The organism is Sphingobium psychrophilum (genome assembly GCF_012927105.1).
GTDB lineage: Bacteria > Pseudomonadota > Alphaproteobacteria > Sphingomonadales > Sphingomonadaceae > Sphingobium > Sphingobium psychrophilum.
The window spans coordinates 106,864-126,072 of sequence record NZ_JABBFV010000001.1 but is presented as its reverse complement, the minus strand read 5'-3'; the positions used below and the strand labels follow the sequence as shown (position 1 = coordinate 126,072).

At 60.7% G+C, this 19,209-nt stretch carries 15 protein-coding genes; 6 read left to right on the top strand and 9 right to left on the bottom strand.

Annotated features, from left to right (window positions below):
• Positions 1-273 precede the first annotated feature (273 nt).
• The 3 genes from HHL08_RS00580 to HHL08_RS00570 are packed head-to-tail and all read left to right on the top strand — an operon-like array spanning position 274 to position 4,409.
• A complete protein-coding gene (locus HHL08_RS00580; RefSeq protein ID WP_235954516.1) occupies positions 274-1,899 on the top strand; it encodes an ABC transporter transmembrane domain-containing protein in 1,626 nt (541 codons plus the stop codon).
• On the top strand, positions 1,883-2,983 hold the full coding sequence (locus HHL08_RS00575) for an efflux RND transporter periplasmic adaptor subunit (protein ID WP_169570489.1): 1,101 nt from the start codon (positions 1,883-1,885) through the stop codon (positions 2,981-2,983). The genes HHL08_RS00580 and HHL08_RS00575 overlap by 17 nt, the downstream gene beginning before the upstream one ends.
• Entirely contained in the window at positions 2,973-4,409 is a 1,437-nt protein-coding gene (locus HHL08_RS00570) for a TolC family protein (RefSeq protein WP_169570488.1), read from the top strand. Before HHL08_RS00575 ends, HHL08_RS00570 begins: the two co-directional genes overlap by 11 nt.
• Positions 4,410-4,640: 231 nt before the next feature.
• Here HHL08_RS00570 and rutA read toward each other — a convergent pair whose 3' ends face one another.
• The 5 genes from rutA to HHL08_RS00545 are packed head-to-tail and all read right to left on the bottom strand — an operon-like array spanning position 4,641 to position 9,112.
• The gene (gene rutA / locus HHL08_RS00565; protein ID WP_169570486.1) at positions 4,641-5,714 is read right to left on the bottom strand and encodes a pyrimidine utilization protein A; all 1,074 of its coding nucleotides are present in this window, start codon (positions 5,712-5,714) and stop codon (positions 4,641-4,643) included.
• Between the two features lie 5 nt (positions 5,715-5,719).
• On the bottom strand, positions 5,720-6,502 hold the full coding sequence (rutD, locus tag HHL08_RS00560) for a pyrimidine utilization protein D (RefSeq protein ID WP_169570484.1): 783 nt from the start codon (positions 6,500-6,502) through the stop codon (positions 5,720-5,722).
• Entirely contained in the window at positions 6,495-6,878 is a 384-nt protein-coding gene (rutC, locus tag HHL08_RS00555) for a pyrimidine utilization protein C (RefSeq protein WP_169570483.1), read from the bottom strand. Before rutC ends, rutD begins: the two co-directional genes overlap by 8 nt.
• Positions 6,878-7,636 (bottom strand): pyrimidine utilization protein B, encoded by a 759-nt coding sequence (rutB, locus tag HHL08_RS00550; protein WP_206377622.1) that lies wholly within the window; start codon positions 7,634-7,636, stop codon positions 6,878-6,880. The genes rutC and rutB overlap by 1 nt, the downstream gene beginning before the upstream one ends.
• Before the next feature lie 54 nt (positions 7,637-7,690).
• Positions 7,691-9,112, bottom strand: a complete 1,422-nt coding sequence (locus HHL08_RS00545) for an alkaline phosphatase D family protein (protein WP_169570482.1) — start codon at positions 9,110-9,112, stop codon at positions 7,691-7,693.
• A gap of 245 nt (positions 9,113-9,357) precedes the next feature.
• On the opposite strand from HHL08_RS00545, the gene HHL08_RS00540 reads away from it, so the two are divergent.
• Positions 9,358-11,670, top strand: coding sequence for a TonB-dependent receptor (locus HHL08_RS00540; RefSeq protein WP_169570480.1), 2,313 nt, complete (start codon positions 9,358-9,360; stop codon positions 11,668-11,670).
• 605 nt (positions 11,671-12,275) lie between these two features.
• Positions 12,276-13,094: a ribosome small subunit-dependent GTPase A gene (gene rsgA, locus HHL08_RS00535; RefSeq protein WP_328804529.1), complete on the top strand. Its 819-nt coding sequence runs from the start codon at positions 12,276-12,278 to the stop codon at positions 13,092-13,094.
• Positions 13,095-13,250: 156 nt separating this feature from the next.
• Here rsgA and HHL08_RS00530 read toward each other — a convergent pair whose 3' ends face one another.
• From HHL08_RS00530 to HHL08_RS00515, 4 genes are all read right to left on the bottom strand, one after another.
• On the bottom strand, positions 13,251-13,727 hold the full coding sequence (locus HHL08_RS00530) for a hypothetical protein (protein ID WP_235954509.1): 477 nt from the start codon (positions 13,725-13,727) through the stop codon (positions 13,251-13,253).
• Positions 13,724-15,010, bottom strand: a complete 1,287-nt coding sequence (locus HHL08_RS00525; RefSeq protein ID WP_235954508.1) for an ABC1 kinase family protein — start codon at positions 15,008-15,010, stop codon at positions 13,724-13,726. Before HHL08_RS00525 ends, HHL08_RS00530 begins: the two co-directional genes overlap by 4 nt.
• Before the next feature lie 106 nt (positions 15,011-15,116).
• A complete protein-coding gene (locus HHL08_RS00520) occupies positions 15,117-15,611 on the bottom strand; it encodes a DUF427 domain-containing protein (protein ID WP_169570475.1) in 495 nt (164 codons plus the stop codon).
• A complete protein-coding gene (locus HHL08_RS00515) occupies positions 15,608-15,967 on the bottom strand; it encodes a thiol-disulfide oxidoreductase DCC family protein (RefSeq protein ID WP_169570474.1) in 360 nt (119 codons plus the stop codon). The genes HHL08_RS00520 and HHL08_RS00515 overlap by 4 nt, the downstream gene beginning before the upstream one ends.
• Positions 15,968-16,789: 822 nt before the next feature.
• On the opposite strand from HHL08_RS00515, the gene HHL08_RS00510 reads away from it, so the two are divergent.
• Positions 16,790-19,087 carry a TonB-dependent receptor gene (locus tag HHL08_RS00510; RefSeq protein WP_235954507.1) on the top strand — a complete coding sequence of 766 codons (2,298 nt, stop codon included), beginning with the start codon at positions 16,790-16,792 and terminating at the stop codon, positions 19,085-19,087.
• Positions 19,088-19,209 lie beyond the last annotated feature (122 nt).

Genomic DNA, 19,209 nt, shown 5'->3' with positions numbered 1-19,209 from the left:
ATACAGGAAGGGCGATCTATGAACGACATGACCCTGGAAGAAGCGAAGTGAATGCGCCGGGCTGCCAGTGGCAGCTATCGTTTCGTTACCGCTTGATTGGTGATCGTCTTTTAGAACCGCAACACGCACGATGGCCTCACGGGGTTTCCGCGCATCGCCGTACATTAGCGTAGGACTTCGATGATGGCTGCCGACGGGCATGAGCGGGTTGATTGGGGGACATTTGCAGGCTGGGCGCGGGCAGCGCTTGGACCGGAACGTCCGTTTCTGACCATGGCATTGACATATGGCGCGGCGATTGGATTCCTCTCGCTGGCGACGCCGATTTCGGTGCAGATGCTGATCAACTCGGTCGCCAACACTGCCTTGCCGGCACCCCTGTTCACACTGGCGGGCGTACTGCTCGCGCTGCTGCTGCTATGGGCGTTCCTGGGTGCAATGCGCATCTATGTGATGGAGATTTTCCGGCGGCGCGTGTTCGCGCGGATCGTGGCGGAAATCACGCTGCAGGCAGTCCACGCGCAGAACCCCTTTTTCCAGGACGATCGGCGCGGTGACCTGTTCAACCGCTTTTTTGAAGTGATGAACGTGCAGAAAGCGATCCCTTCCCTGCTGGTCGGGGGATTTTCGATTTTCTTCCAGGCGATGGTCGGCTTCGTCGTTACATCCTTCTACCATCCGGTTTTCCTGGGCTTCAATCTGCTCTTCATCTTTACGGTCTGGCTGATCTGGAAGCTGTGGGCGCGGCACGCGATGGAAAGCGGCATTGCGCTGAGCCACCGCAAATATGAGGCGGCCCATTGGCTCGAAAGCGTCGGCGCGTCGAACGGTTTTTACAAGTCCAGCCGCCATCTGGACTATGCCATGGACATGTCGGAAAACCGGACCGCCGCCTATGTGGCGGCCCACCGTACCCATTTCCGCGCAACCTTTCCGCAAGCGGTAGCCCTGCTGCTGCTCTACGCCATCGCCAGCGCGGCGCTGCTGGCGTTGGGCGGATGGCTCGTCATCCAAGGGCAGTTGTCGATCGGCCAACTGGTCGCTGCCGAATTGATCCTGTCCAGCATCTTCTATGGCGCTGCGCAGCTTGGGCCCTATCTCGACACCTTTTACGATCTGGTCGCCGCTGTCGAGGAACTATCCTTATTTCGGGCGATCGCATTGGAGGATATGCCAGCCGAAAACAGTGGCGGCGCACGGCCGCGCGACGGGGCGTTGGCATTGCGGCAGGTGCGGATCGCAGCCGATGGGGACGACGCCTCTTTCGATCTCGTCGTGCCTGCGGGCTCCCATGTCGCCGCCGCCGCCGACCCCGGTGTCGACCGGCTGCTGGCCCGTCTGCTCAAACGCCATTATCGCCCCGACAAAGGGATTGTCAGCCTGGGCGGCGCGGACATCAGCGCGCTCAACATCTATCAGCTACGCAGCGACGTCATCGTCCTCGATCGCCCGACCATCGTGGAAAGCAGCATTCGCGACTATCTGCGCCTTGCAGATCCGACCGCCAGTTCTGCCACGGTGCTCGATGCATTGGAAACAGTGGGCCTGGGCGATCGGATCGCCCGGTTGCCACAGGGGCTGGACAGCTTTCTTTCCTCGACCGGCTGGCCGCTGTCCGTGGCCGATACGATGCGACTAAAACTGGCCGGTGCCATTCTCGCCCGGCCCCGGCTGCTCATCCTCTCAAACCTGTTCGACATGCTGCCATCCGGGGAACTGCGTGCGGCGCTGCGTCAGCTGGATGGTGGGGATGGCAGTACGATCATCGTCTTTACGGTTCGGCCCGATGCGCTTGGCTTCGACCATATGCTCTGGCTGGGCCGCACACACCAGTTGCTGACGCAGGATCGCAGCGCCTTTGCCGCAGTCCGGGGAGGCGACCATGCCGTTTCGCGCTGATCATATCACCCATTTCAAGACGCTGGCAAGCCTTCGCCCGCCCCGCCCCGCGCGCGCGTTCGGCTGGATGCTGCTCTTCGGGATGGCGGCATCCATTGCCTTCCTGCTCTTTGTCCCCTGGGTGCAAACCTCCACCGGCATGGGGCAGGTCATTGCGCTCGACCCGCGCGATCGGGTGCAAAATATCACCGCACTCGTCCCCGGCCGGGTCGAACAATGGTATGTGACCGACGGCGAGATGGTGAAGAAGGGCGATCCCATAGCCCGCATCGCCGACAATGACCCTGATCTGCTCAGCCGCCTGCGCGCGGAGCGTGCGCAGGCCGATGCCGAGATCGCCGCCACGCAGCAGGCCATGGCCGTGGCGCAGCGCGATGTCGGCCGGATGCAGCAACTCTATGCCGAAGGGCTGTCGCCTCGCCGTGATCTGGAACTCGCGCAGATCAAGGTGGCCGATTATGGAGCCAAGGTCGCCAAGAGCCTCGCCGACCGGAACCGGCTCGACATCAACATTAATCGCCAATCGGTCCAGATCGTGCGCGCGCCGCGCACCGGTCGCGTGCTGCGTATCCTGGGCGGAGACAATGCGACGATGGTGAAAGAGGGCGACATCATCGCCACCTTCGCCCCTGAACAGGCGGTGCGAGTGGTGGAGTTGTATGTCGATGGACGCGACGTGCCGCTGATCTATCCTGGTCGCCCCGTCCGGCTGGAATTTGAAGGCTGGCCCGCCGTTCAGTTCAGTGGCTGGCCGTCGGTCGCGGTCGGCATGTTCGATGGTCAGGTCCGCGCTATTGACGTGTCGGCGTCGCCCAACGGCCTGTTTCGCGTACTTGTTGAACAGAAGTCTGGCGCGCGCCCTTGGCCAAAAGAGCCATTCGTGCGGTTGGGCGCCAAGGTGCGCGGCTGGGTGATGATGGACACTGTGTCCACCGGCTACGAACTCTGGCGGCTGCTCAACGATTTTCCGCTGCAATATCCTGTTGGTGCGCTCGACCAGCCGACCGGCCAGAGCGCATCGACAGGCGCAGCCTATGGCCAAGCTTCCGGCGGCGGCGGCAAGGATGGTGGCAATGCCAAATAGGATCGCGGGCGTCCTGCTGGCGCTCGCCGCCAGTGTCGCCGCTCCGCCACTCGCCGCGCAGGACATTGCGCCCCTGCCGCAGATGGCGTCGGTCGACGCGCCTACACTTACCATCGACGCGCTGCTGGCCAATTCCGCACGGCAATCGCCGCAGATTCTGGAGGCGTTGGCCAGGACGCGCGCCGCCGATGCGAAGCGGCTGACGGCGGAAGGCGCGTTCGACACGGTCTTTTCGGCCGAAGGAGGGTCACGGCTGCTCGGCTATTATGGCGGAACCTACGCCGATGCGAAGGTTGCCCGCCCGATCGAGGATTGGGGCGGGCAGGTCTATGGCGGCTATCGCGTCTCAAACGGACGCTTCCCCATCTATGAGGACAAGAATTACACCAACGACCTGGGTGAAATCCGCGCAGGCGCGGTCTTTGCCCTGCTGCGCGACCGCATGATCGACGAGCGGCGCTTCGGCCGCGTCAGTGCGCAAGCCGATCAGGCGATCGGCGATGCAGAACGGCAGATGGTCGCCATCGGCGTGCAGCGCAAGGCGCTTGACGCCTATCTCTCGTGGGTCGCGGCAGGCCAGCGCCTGGCCATCTACCAGCGCCTCCTGTCGCTGTCGCAGGAACGGCAGCGCGGTCTGCAACGCACGTTCGAGGCAGGGTTGCGTCCCCGCATCATCCTGACCGAAAATGAGCAGCAATTGCTCCGCCGCGAGGCGATGGTGGTGCAATCGCAACAGGCGCTTGCCGCCGCCGCCAACAGCCTGTCGCTCTACTGGCGCGATGCGGAGGGCCGACCGACCATCCCGCGCCCGGACCAACTGCCGCAGTCGCTGCCCGAACCTTTGGCGACGGCGCGCCCGGACTCGGTGCAGCGGCCAGACCTGATGGTCGCGCAATTGCGGCAGCGGCTAGTGCAGGATCGGCTGGCGCTGGATCGCAACGCGCTGCTGCCGCGTCTTGATCTGCAAATGGAGGTGGCGCGCGACATTGGCGACATCGGGCCGGGCGGGGTCTCGCGCAGCGGCAATGATGTCCGGCTCGGCGTCAAATTCTCCGTTCCGCTCGAACAGCGCACCGCGCGCGGCAAGCTGATGCAGAGCCAAGCAGAACTGGACGCCAACCGTACCCGCGCGCAGTGGCTGGACGAACAGATTCGCGCCGAAATAGACGGCATCGCCATCACGCTCGACGCAACCGCGCGCCTCATCGGCCTGTCCGAACAGGAAAAGCAGCGCGCCGATGACATGGCCGTGGCGGAACGCCGCCGATTCGACATGGGCGCAAGCGACCTGTTCCTGGTGAATACGCGGGAGGAAAGTGCCGCCAATGTCGCCTTGTCCTTACTCGACATGCGGCTGCGGCGCATCGTCGCTGGCGCAGACCTCGCCGCAGCGTCCGGGGATGCTGTATCACTGGGGCTCCATTAGCGTGAAAATTCCCGTTCCTTTATAGAAATGCATAACAAACCGACGTGATCACTGATGCAGAGAGATCGCGGCATAAAGCGGATCGTCTGGACTTGGGAATTGAGATGTATCGTCTAAACGGTCGGCTTCGGAAGCGGCGGCGACGCGCCATTTTTTTGGCCCGACAGAACCTGTTGCCGAATGCGGCGGCATCAAAGCATGTGGAACGCCAAGTTCCATTTAGAAACCCGCTCAAAGTTGCGATATGCCGGCCCGGCTCTTCATTAGCGGCTGTATGCGTGTTCCGAACGCTTCTACGCCTTCTATGAAATTGTCGAAGGTCAGTAGCACGCCACCGGTGTTCGGCACTTCGGCCATGTCGTCGAGCATGCGCGCCACGCTTTTGTAACTGCCGACCAGTGTGCCCATGTTGATGTTCACGGCCCCTTCCGGCGCGGCGAGTTGGCGGACGTTGGTGTCGGTGTTGACCGTGTCCCTTGCACCCTGATCGGCCAGCCATGCGATGGCTTCGAGATCGACGCCGTCATTATAGCGCCGCCATTTGGCCATGGCTTCCTCGTCTGTCTCAGCGGCGATCACCATGACCAGGACGAAGACCGAGACGTCGCGGCCGGTCTGTGCGGTGAACTTCGCCAGCCGGTCGTTATTGGAAGCAAAAGCGGTCGGCGTGTTCACGCCCTTGCCAAGGCAGAAGGCATAGTCCGCCCACTTGGCCGAGAAGGCCAGTCCCGCGTCGGACGATCCCGCGCAGATGATCTTCATGTCCGCTTGCGGTTGCGGCCGGACAAGGCAATCGTCCATTTGATAATATTGGCCCTTGAAGTCCGAGCGCCCGGTCTCCCACAACTCGCGCAGCACATGTGCATATTCATCCAGCACGTCGTAGCGATTGCGAAAATGCTCGTCGCCTGGCCACAGGCCCATCTGGGTATATTCGGGCGGCTGCCAGCCGGTAATCAGGTTCAGCCCGAAACGGCCATGACTGATGCTGTCGATGGTATTGGCCATGCGCGCGGCGAAGGCGGGCGGAATGATCAGCGTGGGGCAGGTGGCGAAGATCTTGATCTTCTCCGTCACCGCAGCAAGGCCCGCCATCAGCGTGAAGCTTTCAAGGCCATATTCCCAAAACTGCGTCTTGCCACCAAAACCGCGCAGTTTGATCATCGATAGCAGGAAATCGAGCCCGTATTTCTCGGCGCGCAGCGCGATCTCCTTGTTGAGATCGAAGCTCGGCATATATTGCGGCGCGCTTTCGCTGATTAGCCAGCCATTATTGTTGATGGGAATGAAAACGCCGACCTGCATGGACTTCAACTCCTGAGGAATGCGAGAACGACGCGGTTGAAATTGTCGGGATCGGTCACGTTGCAGGCATGACCGCCCCAATCGCACGTGGCGGTCCGGGCGTGCGTAACCGGCTTGGCGAGATCGAGCGCGGTGGCGAACGGCACGAGAAAGTCGTCACGGGTGGCGATGACTAGCAGATTTTCCAGCGCCGCCAGCCCCGCCGGATCGGGTGTGTAGGTCTGCACGGCGGCGATGCGCCTGGCCGTCGTCTCGACGCCCGGAAAAGCCGCAAGATGGTGTTCGAGGTCAGCCATCAGATCTTCGTCGTGGGCAGCGATCCAGTCGGGCGGATAGAGGAAAAGCGGCTGTGCTTCGAGAAAGGCCCGCTCGCCAGCGCCGTGCAGCAATGCGAGGCGGGCGGCGAAACAGCGCCGCGTGTGGGGGGAGAGCGAGCGCCAGCCGTTGACGACGACCAGCCGGTCGATCCGCCCTGTGCGGATGGCCGTTTCGACGCCGATGGCCCCGCCCAGCGCATGACCGATGCAATGGACGCGCACGATGCCGATGGCATCCATCAGCGCGATCATGTCGCTTGCCATGTCCTCGACAGATAGGGTGTCGGCAAGCGCGCAGTCGCTGCGGCCGGTGCCGCGATGGTCATAGGCGATGACGCGGAAATGCGCAGCCAGCGCCGGCAGGTTCGGCACCCAGTAGGTCGCCGAACCGCCAAGGCCGCTCGACAATATCAGCGGTGGCGCATCAGCGCTGCCATGGATTTCGTAGTAAAGCCCTGCCGCCTTAGCCAAGATGGGCGACCGAGGCGATCTCCACCAGACAGTCCGGCTTCACCAGTTCGCACTTGATGCAGTAGCGCGCAGGTTTGTCACCCGGAAAATATTCGGCATAGACCGCATTGAAGGCGGCATAGTCATTGAGGTCGGTCAGGAAGATGTGGTTCATGGCGATGTCCGCCATCGTGCCGCCCGCGGCCTCGATCGTGGTCTTGATGACGTCCAGCACATGGCGCGTCTGCGCGGCGGCGTCGCCGATATGCAGCACCATGCCGCCCTCTCCCAGCGCCAGCACGCCAGAGACGTACACCGTGTCGCCCGCCTTGGCACCGGCTGAATAGGGAGCGATGGGCTTGGGGAACTGCGGCGGATTGATCGGTTCGAAAGGCATCAGGCCTCCTTCTTTGGCAGTTGGCCGACAGCGGTGCGGAAATCGGCGACACTGCTTACCCAGCCGAAGAATGTCTCGACATTGTAGAGGCTGGCTTCGCGGATAAAGTCCGGCCCCAGATGATGCACGGCGTCCTCCAGCAGCACGCCGAAATATTCGAGGTGGAAGCCGTCGCGCAAGGTCGATTCGACACAGACATTGGTGGCGATGCCGGTGAAGATCAGCGTGCGGATGCCGCGTGCCCGTAACACGGAATCGAGCTGCGAGTTGAAGAAGGCGGAATAGCGCGGCTTGTGCACGCGCAGGTCGCCCTCCTGCACATGCAAGCGATCCACAAGGTCATAGTCCCATCCACCGCGCGCTAGAAACTTACCGGCCAGTTCGGGTCGCGCCCGCATGGTCTTGAGCGCATTGGATTTGTGCCAGTTTGGCGAGAGCGGCGTGCCTGCCTCGACATAGTGGGAATCCCAGCCATTCTGCAGGAACACCACCGGCATGCCCGCTGCGCGCGCCGTATCGACGACTTCGGCAATCTTTGGAATCACACCAGCCGCCGGGCCAATATCGAAGCCAGCCTCGTCCACATAGCCGCCCTCGCTGGCATAGGCGTTCTGCATATCCACGACGATGACCGCCGTCGTCGCGGCATCGAGACGGATCGCTTCAGGCCGCGCCGGGAGCACCACAGAGGGGCCGGAACGGGAAGGGGCTGGATCGACGATGACTTCGTTCACCCGCGCAGGATTGAGCAAATGCATCCGGTGGTCAAGCGGAGTGCGCTCATTTTGCTCGACCCGACCAGATTGACCCACCTATAGATTTTGCAATGCCCGGCGATCTGTTTCGATGGTGAACTGCGCTACCGAAGATACAGGACTGTCTGCTTTTGTGCGATCTGCGATTGCCCGGAAATCTGCGGTCAAGACGCTTGCGCTGATATCGATCAGAACATAGCCGGCATGATCGACATCGCTGAGGCGGATGTGAGGATTATTGGTCTTTACGTCGTTGAACCGGCCCGGTGGCGGAGACGCGGCAGCGAGAGCGGACGTGACGATTTCGGTGCCGACAGCCTTACCATCCACATCGTTCAGATCATTCACCCAGAAGCTATGGACATCGCCGCTCAACACCACGGGGTTGCGCACGGCAGGCTGGGCTAGGCCAGTTAGCACCCGATCGCGATTGGCGGCATAACCGTCCCACTGATCGCTGAAACTGCTGGTGCACGCTTCATCCAGACATAAAGGCGCGAAGAAGACCTGCTGCGCAATAAGCGTCCAGGGACACCGCTCGCTTGCCAGCCGTCCGGCCAGCCATTTTTCCTGCGCCGCACCCAGGATCGTGCGTTCCGGCGCGCGCGCCTCTGCACAATCGCTGATTACGATATTGCGCGCCAGGTTTGGCGCGGCGCATGGCGGCGCACTGCGATACTGCCGCGTGTCGAGTACTGACAGGGACATCAGATCTGCCCAATCCACGGCGCGGTACAGGCGCGGCGCAGCGCGGCCCAGCCATAGGCTAGGCCGAATTGGCATATGTTCGAAATAGGCCTGGTAGGCAGCGGCGCGGCGCAGCGCGAATATTTCCGGAGGCAAGGCATCGCGATTGGCCAGATTGGCATAATCGTTCAGCACCTCATGATCGTCCCACGTCACGATCCACGGCGCGGCGCGATGCGCAGCCTGCAAATGCGGGTCTGTCTTGTAGAGCGCGTGGCGCTGCCGATAGCCTGCAAGATCTTTGGGTTCGGGCGCACCGAATTCGCGCACTTTAGGCTGTCCGGCATAGCTTTGTTCGTAAATATAGTCGCCGACCTGCAGAATGATGTCGGGCTGCACCGCCACCAGGTCGCGATAGACGCCAAACTGCGCCTGTTCCCAATGTTGGCAGGATGTCAGGGCGATACGCAGCCGGTCGGCACTGCGCGGCACGGTGACTGCGCGGCCGACGGGGCTGGTGGCGCCCAGCGCGTGAAATCGATACCAATAGGGGCGACCGGACGGCAGACCTGTCGCTTCGACATGCACCGCATGCGCATGTTCGGGGTGGGCGACCGTCCGCCCGGTGCGAATGATCTTGCGAAACATGGCGTCGGTGGCGATATCATACGATATCGCCACCGCATGGGCGAGCAGCGGTTGGAAATCGGCGCCGATCAGTCGGGTCCATAAGACGAAGCCGTCCAGCCCCGGATCGCCCGACGCCACTCCCAATGCAAACGGATCAGTCACCGCACGAGCGCCCGCATCGACTGGCAAAACGGGGACTACCGCTAAGGCCGCCATCGCCTGCACCAGTGCTCGGCGATGCCAAATAAGAGGGAGGGGCAACATGATGTCAGCGCCTAGGTGCGCTTCATGACTGCTGCATGACACCTGATGGATTTGTCTTCAAAATGCCATCAAAGCGTAGCGTCATTGTCGCTTATTGCGCGTAGCGGCGCACCACCGATCATCCAGATCGGGGGGAAATTACCATGAAGTTCAGGACAGTTCTGCGGACGTCCGCGACCTGCATCCTGCTGCTGAACGCAGCGGCGGTACAGGCGCAGACGGCTACAGGAGAGGGCAATGCGCCCGTAGCCGCCCCGGCAGAGGGCAGCGCGACGCAAGGTGGAACCGAGATCGTCGTCTATGGCCAGGGCAAGGTCCGCCAGGAACAGACGGTATCGGCCAAGGCGATCGAGATACTCGCACCGGGCAGTTCGCCGTTGAAGGCCATTGCCCGCTTGCCCGGCGTCGCGCTGCAAAGCTCCGATCCGTTCGGGTCCTACGAACTGGGCACTCGCCTGTCTGTCCGTGGCTTCAACCAGAGCCAAATGGGTTATACGCTCGACGGCGTGCCGTTGGGCGACATGTTCTACAACGGCCATAACGGCCTGCATGTCAGCCGGGCGATTGCTGCGGAAAATATCGCGCGGGTCGATGTGTCGCAGGGCGCAGGCGCTCTGGGCATCGCGTCTACCAGCAATCTGGGCGGCAATCTGGAGTTCGTGTCGCGTTCGCCGTCGCAGGAGATGGGCGGGGAAATCGCGGTTACTTACGGTATGTACGACACGGCGCACATCTACGCCCGTTTGGAAAGCGGCGAACTGCCGAGTGGCACGCTCATTTCCCTGTCGGGGGTCTATCACGACGCGGACAAATGGAAGGGCTTCGGCGAGCAGACGGACCGCAAGGTCAATGGCAAGGTCGTGCAGAAGATCGGCGATGCGACGCTGACCGGCTGGGTCAATTATTCGCTGCACAAGGAACGCAATTATGCGGACCTGTCGCCCGCGACACTGGACCGGATCGGCTATGATCTCGACTTCCTGGCGCCCGACTTCGATACAGCGGTACTACTGTCGCAGGTCAACGCCAATAAGACGGCGGCCGCTGCCGGGCGCGCTTTACCCTTCCCTACGGCGGGTACCAATTTTCCTGCGCCATACACCAATGTCAACGACACCTATTATGACAGCGGCGGCGTGCGTGAGGACGTGTTGGGCGCGGTGACGCTGGACGTATCGGTCAGCGAATGGCTCGATGTCTCCGCTACCTATTATCATCATTATGACAAGGGTAGTGGCGGCATCTATACGCCTGCCAAGTTCAGCCCGGACGGCTTCCCGCTGTCCGTGCGGACCACCGAATATGGCATCAATCGCGACGGCGGCATCGCCAATGCCACCGCACGCCTTGGCAACCACACGATCCAGATCGGCTATTGGTACGAGGATAACGACGCGATCACCGATCGCAACTATTATGCCGTCAGCCAGACCAACCGGCCCGACGTCACTGATTTCCTGCAAAACCCGTTCGCCAGCGACTTCCTGACCGATCTGACCACCGTCACCAACCAGTTCCATGTCAGCGACAGCTGGCAACTGAGCGATGCGCTGACCATCGCGGGCGGGTTCAAGGGCGCGCGTGTGGAAAATGGCATCACGACCAATGCCGGCACGCCTTTCATCAATGGCAAGATCGCCGCGAAGGACTGGTTCCAGCCGCAGATCGGCGCAACTTACAAGGCCGGGCGTCAGGAATTCTTCGCCAATTATGCGGAGAATATGCGCGCCTATATCAGCTCCTTCCGTGGTCCCTTCGGCACGACCCAGGTCGGGTTCGAAGCGATCCGTGGCACGCTGAAGCCCGAAACCTCGCGCACAATGGAGGCAGGCTGGCGCTTCGACGCTGGCAAGCTGCGTGGTGTCGTGACCCTCTATGACGTGAAGTTCGAAAACCGCCTGCTGGCGGCGTTCAGCGGCGCGAACATCCTGGGCAACCCCAGCATCCTGCAAAATGTGGGCAGCGTCACCAGCCGGGGCATTGAAATCGGCGCGACCTATCGCGTGACGCCCGCTTTGTCTTTGATCGGGTCCTATTCCTATAATGACAGCACTTATGACGACGACACCGTCAACGGCACCGCATCGGTGCCGACCAAGGGCGTCCGCACCGTCGATACGCCTGCGCATCTGGCCAAGGGCGAAATCAATTATGACGACGGCGTCGTCTTCGGCAACCTGTCGGGTGCCTATACGTCCAACCGCAACCTGACCTATACCGGCGACTTGAAAGTCAAGGGTTATGTCCTGTTCGACGCCGCACTCGGCTATCGCTTCCCGGCGGGCGGCGTGTTGGGCGGGGTCGAGCTTCAGTTGAATGCGGTGAACCTGCTCAACAAGAACTATATCGCCGCTCTGGGCTCCGGCCAGTTCTTCAATAATGCGACGTCGCTAAACAATACGATGCAGGCCGGTTCGCCGCGTCAGGTGTTTGGAACGATCCGCAAGAAATTCTGATGCGTAGGACCGACAGCGACGAAATTCGCTGTCGGTCCTACCACAGCGGATCGAAATCAGTCGGGTCTTGCCAATCCGTTTTTACGGCCTGAACCCGGCAGCCGTTTTTCATTCTGTCTGCAAAGCTGCCGGGCCGGACCTAGGAAAGCAGAACTAGCCGGTAAAAGGCCGATTTGTGTCGTTTGCGACGTTGCAGATTTCGGAGAGTGTACAGGCAACGCCCTTGGCCAGAGAATAGAATGATGTATGGCGGGCCATTGCCGGATTGTGACGAAGCAGAATGCCAAGTTCTGTGGGTGCCAGAGCGCAGAGCGTTTGTTTGCGGCCCAAGCGGTGCAACATTGCGCATCTGGTCATGATGGCGGCTGCGAGCTGCGATAACACTCAATGGATGTGCGATGGGTCAGACTTTGGAAGATCTCGGGTGGCGGCCTTTTTTCAGCGCGCAAATCTCGGAAGATGACGGTGCCGGATGTCATCCCGCGCGGGTGATGGCGGTTCATCGCGGCAACATTGCTGTGGCGGGCGCTGGAGCGATGCGACTGATCCCACCCTATGTCGCCGACGCCTCCGTTCCTGAAGATCGTCCCACGGTAGGCGACTGGTTGCTGGTCGATGAGGTAACGCTGGAGGTCAGGCGCGTCCTGCAGCGCGAAAACCTGTTCAAACGGCAAGCGCCAGGCACTGATAAAAAGACGCAACTGATCGCTGCGAACGTCGATACGCTCTTTATCGTGGCCTCCTGCAACAAGGATTTCAGCACGGCACGTCTGGAACGGTATCTGGTACTGGCGCAGGAAGTCGGCGTGCAGCCGGTCGTGATCCTCACCAAGACGGATCTTACGGACACGCCAGATATTTTCGTGGCAGCGGTACGGGATCTGCGACCGGGGCTGCTGATCGAAGCCGTCAACGGGCGCGATCCTGTCAGCGTCGCGCGCCTTGCCACCTGGTGCGGCAGAGGACAGACTGTTGCCCTTGTCGGTTCCTCTGGCGTTGGCAAGTCGACGCTGGTCAATAGTCTGCGTGGCTCCGACGGCATAATGACGCAGGCCATCCGCAAGGGGGACGACACGGGGCGCCATACGACGACGGTGCGCGAGATGCACCGGCTGGCGGGGGGGGGCTGGTTGCTCGATACCCCTGGCATGCGCGAATTGCAGCTGACCGATGCAGGATCGGGCATTGCCGAGATATTCGACGATTTCGTCGAGTCGGCCGAGCATTGCCGATTTTCCAACTGCACGCACGAGGTGGAACCGGGCTGTGCAGTTCGCGCGGCCATCGCCGACGGTAGGCTTTCAGCCGCGCGCCTGGATCGCTGGCGCAGGCTGACGAGCGAGGAAATCTACAATAAGGCAAGCCCGACCGAACGCCGCGCCCTTCATCGCATCGCGACCAGAGTTTCGACCAAGAAGAAATAAGCCGCAGGCCCTCAACGATCCCCTCCACGACCTATGCACAAAGCTTGCACTCGGCGACGGAAATTTGGCTTATGAACGTCGTATAAGGTTCGATTATCGTTAGATGAAACGAAGTGAACACGTACATCAGATGGTAACAACCCGCCATTTTGTGCGTCACTCGGCGCGTTTGGCGTTCCAATTGAACAGAAATGAACGATGTTCGGCCCATGTTTGGCCCTCCACGCCGCCATCGCGGAGGCAAGCGCTCGTATAATATGGGCCCGCGCCGTCCGTTGTTCTGAAACTGACGCATGTTCGTCCGCGATCGTTCTTCCAGCGGCCGGCCAAAATTCTGCTGTCGTAAAATGAGCCACTCACGCTGCCGTCAGAACCCAGCTTAATTTCCATCTGCTTTTCATATGGCTTGGTCGGGTCAGTAGAGAGATTGACTGTCCAACGTCCATCGAACCCGATGGTCGATTGCCCATGTGCCGATAGGGGCGTCACTGTTGCTGCAATGAGGGTCAGGGCCCGCATCCATTGACTAGCTCTCATGGCTGTCCTCATTTTATCGCCCGTCCCCGCTGGACCCGATTTTGAATATGAGAAACGCGGCAGCAAGTCACCAGCTTCTGTTCTGGCGTTCATCATGGTTTGTTGCCAGGTGCTGACGCGAGATGGGGTTCTTGTCCGTCGGCCAAGGGCAGGCCTGACGCTATGGCCGCCCGCGCGAGGCCGACCACGTCGACGCGGGCTTTCAGCCGCGCGCAGAGCATAGCTGTCCCGCTGATCTTTCGCTGAACAAACAGCTTTTCGGTGTCCGGGATATGCCAGGTAGCCCGGTCGCCGACCAGCGACGAGGCCTCTGCCTGCACGACAGGCACAAACGCCCGATCGCCAAAGTCGAAAGGTTCTGGTCTGCCGAGCGCGTCGTCGATTGCCGCAATGATGCGGTCAACCGTGGCGCGGTGGGCGGCGACGGCTTCGGCACCCAGAAAGCCAGTTTCAACCGCTATATCGCGGATGCCGTCGCGATCATGCGCCAGCCCGGCGGCGATCAGTGCGCGGTAGGACTCGACGGTCTGGACCGGTACGACCCGTGTCGCACCGAAGTCGAGCAGTACCAGTGCCCCAGTATCCGGCTGCCACCTGAAATTAGCGAAATTGGGATCAGTCTGCATGACGCCGAACTCGAAAATCTCGCGAAGGACAAGTTCTATGAGCGTCGTCATGGCGCGGTCACGGACGTCCTGTCCCGCATCGGCGAGTGTCTCGATCGGCTGTGCTTCCACAAACTGCATTGCCAGCACGTCCGCCGTGGTGAGATCCGAATGCAATGTCGGAACTATGTAGCGCCCGTCGCACGACAAGCGCTCACCATAGGCGCGCATCTGCTCCCCTTCACGCAGATAGTCCGCTTCCTCGGCAAGCTGCCGCTTGGCCTCGGCCAGCAACGGCGAAAGGTCCAGCGTTCGCGGGAGCAGGTTTGAGATGCGCAACAGCGTCGCCACGTTGTCGACATCGGCGTCGATGCTCGCCCGGACACCGGGATACTGGACCTTTATCGCGAGCACCTGTCCGTCAGGAAGGGTCGCGCGGTGCACCTGCCCGATGGAGGCGGCGGCGATCGGCATGGCATCGAAATGCGAAAAGCGTCGCCGCCAGTCCGTCCCCCATTCCCTCTTGAGCACAGCACCAAGCTGTTGCGGAGGCATGCGATATGCTTGGTTGCGCACGGTTGCCAGAATCGTTGAAAGCTCCGGCGGCAGTATGTCACCGGCGTCCATCGAGATCATCTGGCCAAGTTTGAGGGCCGCGCCGCGCAAATGTGACAGACGGTCTGCAACCCGCATGGCGTTACCCGGTGTGAGAAGCAGGTCGCTCAGCCGCGGTCGCTCGCCGCTGGCGAGCCGGCGCATGCCTTCTGCCGCCATGCCACCCGCAACGCCGCCGGCAAGCCGACCAAAGTGACCCAGCCGGGACAGTCGCCCCCGTGGGATGCTCCGTTCAGGCCGGTCGCCCTTGCCCTCGCTCAACGCCTTACCATCCCATGCTCCCGGGTCCGCCCTTGAACGGTCCGGCCAGATCGGCAGTGATCCAACCGCCATAAAAGCCGCCCGGCTGGGGAAGCACGGTCTGTCCATCGACCGTGCAGCGATCAAACGGAGCGGCATAGAAGGCGACATGGTCACGCAAACAATCGAAATTGGGCGTCGGCGCCGGATAGCTCCATCCTACACGCGACAGCGATACGCCATCGAGGACAACGTCCCAGTAAGTCGCGGCACCCTTCCACTCGCAGAATGAACCGCCGCTGGCTTGACGCAGAACGCCGGTCGCGATGTCGTCCCTTGGAATATAGTAGCTGGGCGGATGACTGGTTTCCAGCGTTCGCACCGCACGGCGCGTGTCAGCGACGATGACACCATGATGTTCGATGACGACATGCAACCCAACAGGCTCGGCCACCGCCGGACGCGGAAAGTCCCACACGCTCACATGGCCAGGTGGCACCGGGTCGCGACGCGGCGTCATCTCGCTGACCTCCCGCCAGCAAATCGCTGGAGCGTCGGGCGCGCCTTCAGGAACGTCACATATGCGAACTCCAGAACCCTGAGTATTGTCGGCGACTTTGCCAGCACACCGAGAGGCCGCAGCAGTGGGATTGCGCGCCACATTGCAGCGAAGGCGGCCGCGCCCGAAAGCAGGACATCGTTCTCGCTCGCGTGCAGCCGGGCAAGAAGGGTCTGCCGATCAATCGGGCAGATGCCACCCTCTTTGCTCACGTCGATGAAATCAATCCGCCGACGTGTATCCAGTCGACGCATGAGCGCAATCTCGCGATGGCAAAGGGGGCATCCGCCGTCATACCATATTGTGACTTTAGCCATGACGCCGATGTGTGGTGGAACGGTTGGGCGTTCAAGCTGACCTTTCGTCCGATGAGTGCAAAGGCCGCTGGAATAGCGGACCGTCAGCGCATGGGGACCGAACATTGGCCTCTGAGCGCCTCACTTGGGTCGATATTGTAAGGCCTGAGTTGGGACCGCCATTGAATCAATCAAACACCAACTCCTAAAGTGATTTAACAGGTCCCGAGCCTAGCGCGGTGCCATACATGGAGGATCATCGCGGGTAGCGCCTGCGAGGGTGAAACTCCGGCCGCATGAATAACGTCGATTATGGGACTTCTCCATCGGTCGGGTAGGACAGCGATGCATTTTCACTATCAAAGCAAATGTCGGCGCGGCCTCTGCGGGCATGTCCACGCCCGCTGGCAACCCTTTCTGCTAGGCACTGACCCTCATCGGCGATTGGCAGCCGTCACATAACGGCGTCAAGGCAATTATCCCATCGCGACCTATACACAGTCATCCAAAAGAACCTAATTTTAGTTTGTTTTTAAGAACTGAAAATATCGCGTCGGCGGATCGCACATATGGAATTTCAGAAGCATTTTCTGTTCGTCAAAAATTATTTATTTTGCTGTTTTACATAGATAAATAAGACATATCAACCTAACTCAGGCGTATCCGGATCCCGTTCGAGATCGCCGCGTTTCCACACCGTCTATTGCCAGTTGACATTTCCCTAATCACAGTTAGTTTGAAGTTCTCAAAGATGCCTGTAGGGGCACGGCAAAATGGGAGAGTGTTATGAATGTTAAGCAACGATTGGCTTGTGGCATTGCCACTGTTGGGCTTTTGGCTGCGATGCCTGCATTTGGTCAGGATGCCCCTCAGGCGGCGGCCGACGAACCGGGCAGCGAGAAAATCGCGTCGCCAGCCGACATCGTCGTCACCGCCCAGAGGCGCGAACAGTCCCTGTCCAAAGTGCCCGTGGCCGTCGCGGCCTTCAATGCCGACACACTCCAGTCGCGCAACGTCGCCAGCGAGCAGGATCTGGCGGCGCTGGTCCCCGGCCTGATCGTCAAGAGCGGACAGAATTCCAACCAGCTCAATTTCACGCTGCGCGGCCAGACGCTCGATCCGTTTTCCGGCTCCAGCCCCGCCGTTCTGACATATATCAACGAGGCGCCGGCCACTGAAGGCAATACGTCGACGGCCTTTTTCGATTTCAATTCGGTGCAGGTTCTCAAAGGACCGCAAGGCACCCTGTTCGGCCGCAATGCGACGGGCGGCGCAATCCTGTACGAAACGACCAAGCCGGGTGATGATTTCGGTGGTTTCCTGACCGTCAAGGGTGGCCAGCGCAACTATATCCAGGTCCAGGGCGCACTGGACATTCCAGTGTCCGACATCATCAAGGTCCGCGTCGCGGGCGACTATAACAAGCAGGATGGCTACATCCGCAACATCAAGACCGGCAACACGCTGGGCGATACCGATTCCCTGTCTGGCCGTATCACGGTCGTACTGGAGCCAAGAGATGGTTTCAAGATGACGACGGTCGCGCAGTACAGCGACTTCGGCGGATCGGAAGGTGCCGGCGGCCTCTATTCCTATCATCAGGTTGGCGAAACCAATAACGGGTTCGTCCTCAACAGCACGCTCGACACCCTGTACGGGATGAACAGCCCCTTCGCGCCGCTGATTGGCGACGGGCCGCGGGGCGATGGCACCTGGCCAGGCGCGGTGGCGGGCTATCTGGCATGGCAGCAGGCCAATCCCTATAAGGTGTGGCTAAGCTACGACCTGCCCCATAAGGCCCACACCGCGTTCATCACCAATACCGTGGAGGCCGAAATCGGTGACGACGTCGTGCTCAAGAATATCTTCAACTATGCCGATGCGTTCGCCCGGACGCCGGGCATTCTGACCGGTTCGCCCTTCGGTTCGCTGAGCCTCTACAACCGCTCGGGCCTGGGCAATGGCCCTCCGGGCGGCGAAGTGTTCAGCACCGAACGGATTTCGAACGAGCTTCAGTTGCAGGGCAAGACCGGCGGCCTCGAATATATCCTGGGCGTCTTCTATTCCGATACGACCAAGCAGGAATATATTCCGGTGATCGTCGGTGCAGAATTGCCGACGCCGCTGGCCGACATCGCCTATAATTATGAAGTCGGCAACGAATCGAAGGCCGTGTTCGGCCAGCTGACCTATGCCGTGACGGACAAGCTGAGCGTGACGGCCGGCGGACGCTATAGCTGGGAAACGGTGAGCCTTCGCCAGAAGGCGGGAAGCCTCTTCAACCTGAGCGGCACCACACCACTCAAGCAGGAAGCCAAGCTTCATGATCCAAGCTGGACCTTCAACATCCAGTATCAGATCAATTCCGGCAACATGGTCTATTTCGCGCAGCGCGGCAGCTTCCGCGCCGGTGGTTTCAACGGCGCGGTCGGACCGTTCAACAACGCCAATTTCTTCGACAATGAAAATACTTATGACTTCGAGCTGGGCTATAAGTTCAACGACTATATCGGCTCCATGCCCACGCGGGTCAATCTGGCCATCTATCGCCAGATCGTAAAGGACGCTCAGCATTCGCTGTTCGTCGACCTTGGCGCGGGACCATCGGCGTTCACCGTGAACGTGCCCGAAAAGCGCATCCAGGGCGTCGAGTTCGACGTCAACCTCAAGCCCAGCGACTGGTTGGAGTTCGGCATATCGGGCGCTTATACCGACGCGAAATTCACCAAGAACATCGTCGATCTTGCGCCGCTGGGCGGACCGATCATTCCGTTCGACACCTATTCCGATGCGCCCAAATGGGCGGGCTCGGTTTTTGCCGAAATCACGATGCCCTTGTCGGAAGACGTGGGTAAGGTGAAGCTGCGTACCGACGTGTTCGGCCAGACGTCGACCCATTTTTCGAACAATGAAGGCTCGATAACGCCACGCACCAAATTGCCTGGCTACGCGACCGTCGACGTTCGGTTGAGCTGGAACGACGTCATGGGCAGCAAATTCTCGGTCGCGGCCTACGTCAAGAACCTGCTCGACGAATTCTACTATAATTCGGGCTATGTCGAAGGCGGCAGCGGCGGCTTCAACACCGCGATCTGGGGCGAACCCCAGACTTTTGGTGCGGAAGTCACCTATCGGTTCTGATCACGGCATTGGGGGGCAGGGCAGTATAGCCCTGCCCCTTAAGCCATCCCATGTCGCCCATCCTGTCCCGGTGCCAGACATTCAGCCTGTCAGACCAAAACCGGACTATCGCTTGAAGACTG

Excerpts from the sequence above, each read along its gene's own strand:
- HHL08_RS00580 (WP_235954516.1), top strand. The coding sequence starts at position 274 with ATGGCATTGACATATGGCGCGGCGATTGGATTCCTCTCGCTGGCGACG.
- HHL08_RS00575 (WP_169570489.1), top strand. The coding sequence starts at position 1,883 with ATGCCGTTTCGCGCTGATCATATCACCCATTTCAAGACGCTGGCAAGC.
- HHL08_RS00570 (WP_169570488.1), top strand. The coding sequence starts at position 2,973 with ATGCCAAATAGGATCGCGGGCGTCCTGCTGGCGCTCGCCGCCAGTGTC.
- rutA (WP_169570486.1), bottom strand. The coding sequence starts at position 5,714 with ATGCAGGTCGGCGTTTTCATTCCCATCAACAATAATGGCTGGCTAATC.
- rutC (WP_169570483.1), bottom strand. The coding sequence starts at position 6,878 with ATGCCTTTCGAACCGATCAATCCGCCGCAGTTCCCCAAGCCCATCGCT.
- rutB (WP_206377622.1), bottom strand. The coding sequence starts at position 7,636 with ATGCATTTGCTCAATCCTGCGCGGGTGAACGAAGTCATCGTCGATCCA.
- HHL08_RS00540 (WP_169570480.1), top strand. The coding sequence starts at position 9,358 with ATGAAGTTCAGGACAGTTCTGCGGACGTCCGCGACCTGCATCCTGCTG.
- HHL08_RS00530 (WP_235954509.1), bottom strand. The coding sequence starts at position 13,727 with ATGATGAACGCCAGAACAGAAGCTGGTGACTTGCTGCCGCGTTTCTCA.
- HHL08_RS00525 (WP_235954508.1), bottom strand. The coding sequence starts at position 15,010 with ATGGCGGCAGAAGGCATGCGCCGGCTCGCCAGCGGCGAGCGACCGCGG.
- HHL08_RS00520 (WP_169570475.1), bottom strand. The coding sequence starts at position 15,611 with ATGACGCCGCGTCGCGACCCGGTGCCACCTGGCCATGTGAGCGTGTGG.
- HHL08_RS00515 (WP_169570474.1), bottom strand. The coding sequence starts at position 15,967 with ATGGCTAAAGTCACAATATGGTATGACGGCGGATGCCCCCTTTGCCAT.
- HHL08_RS00510 (WP_235954507.1), top strand. The coding sequence starts at position 16,790 with ATGCCTGCATTTGGTCAGGATGCCCCTCAGGCGGCGGCCGACGAACCG.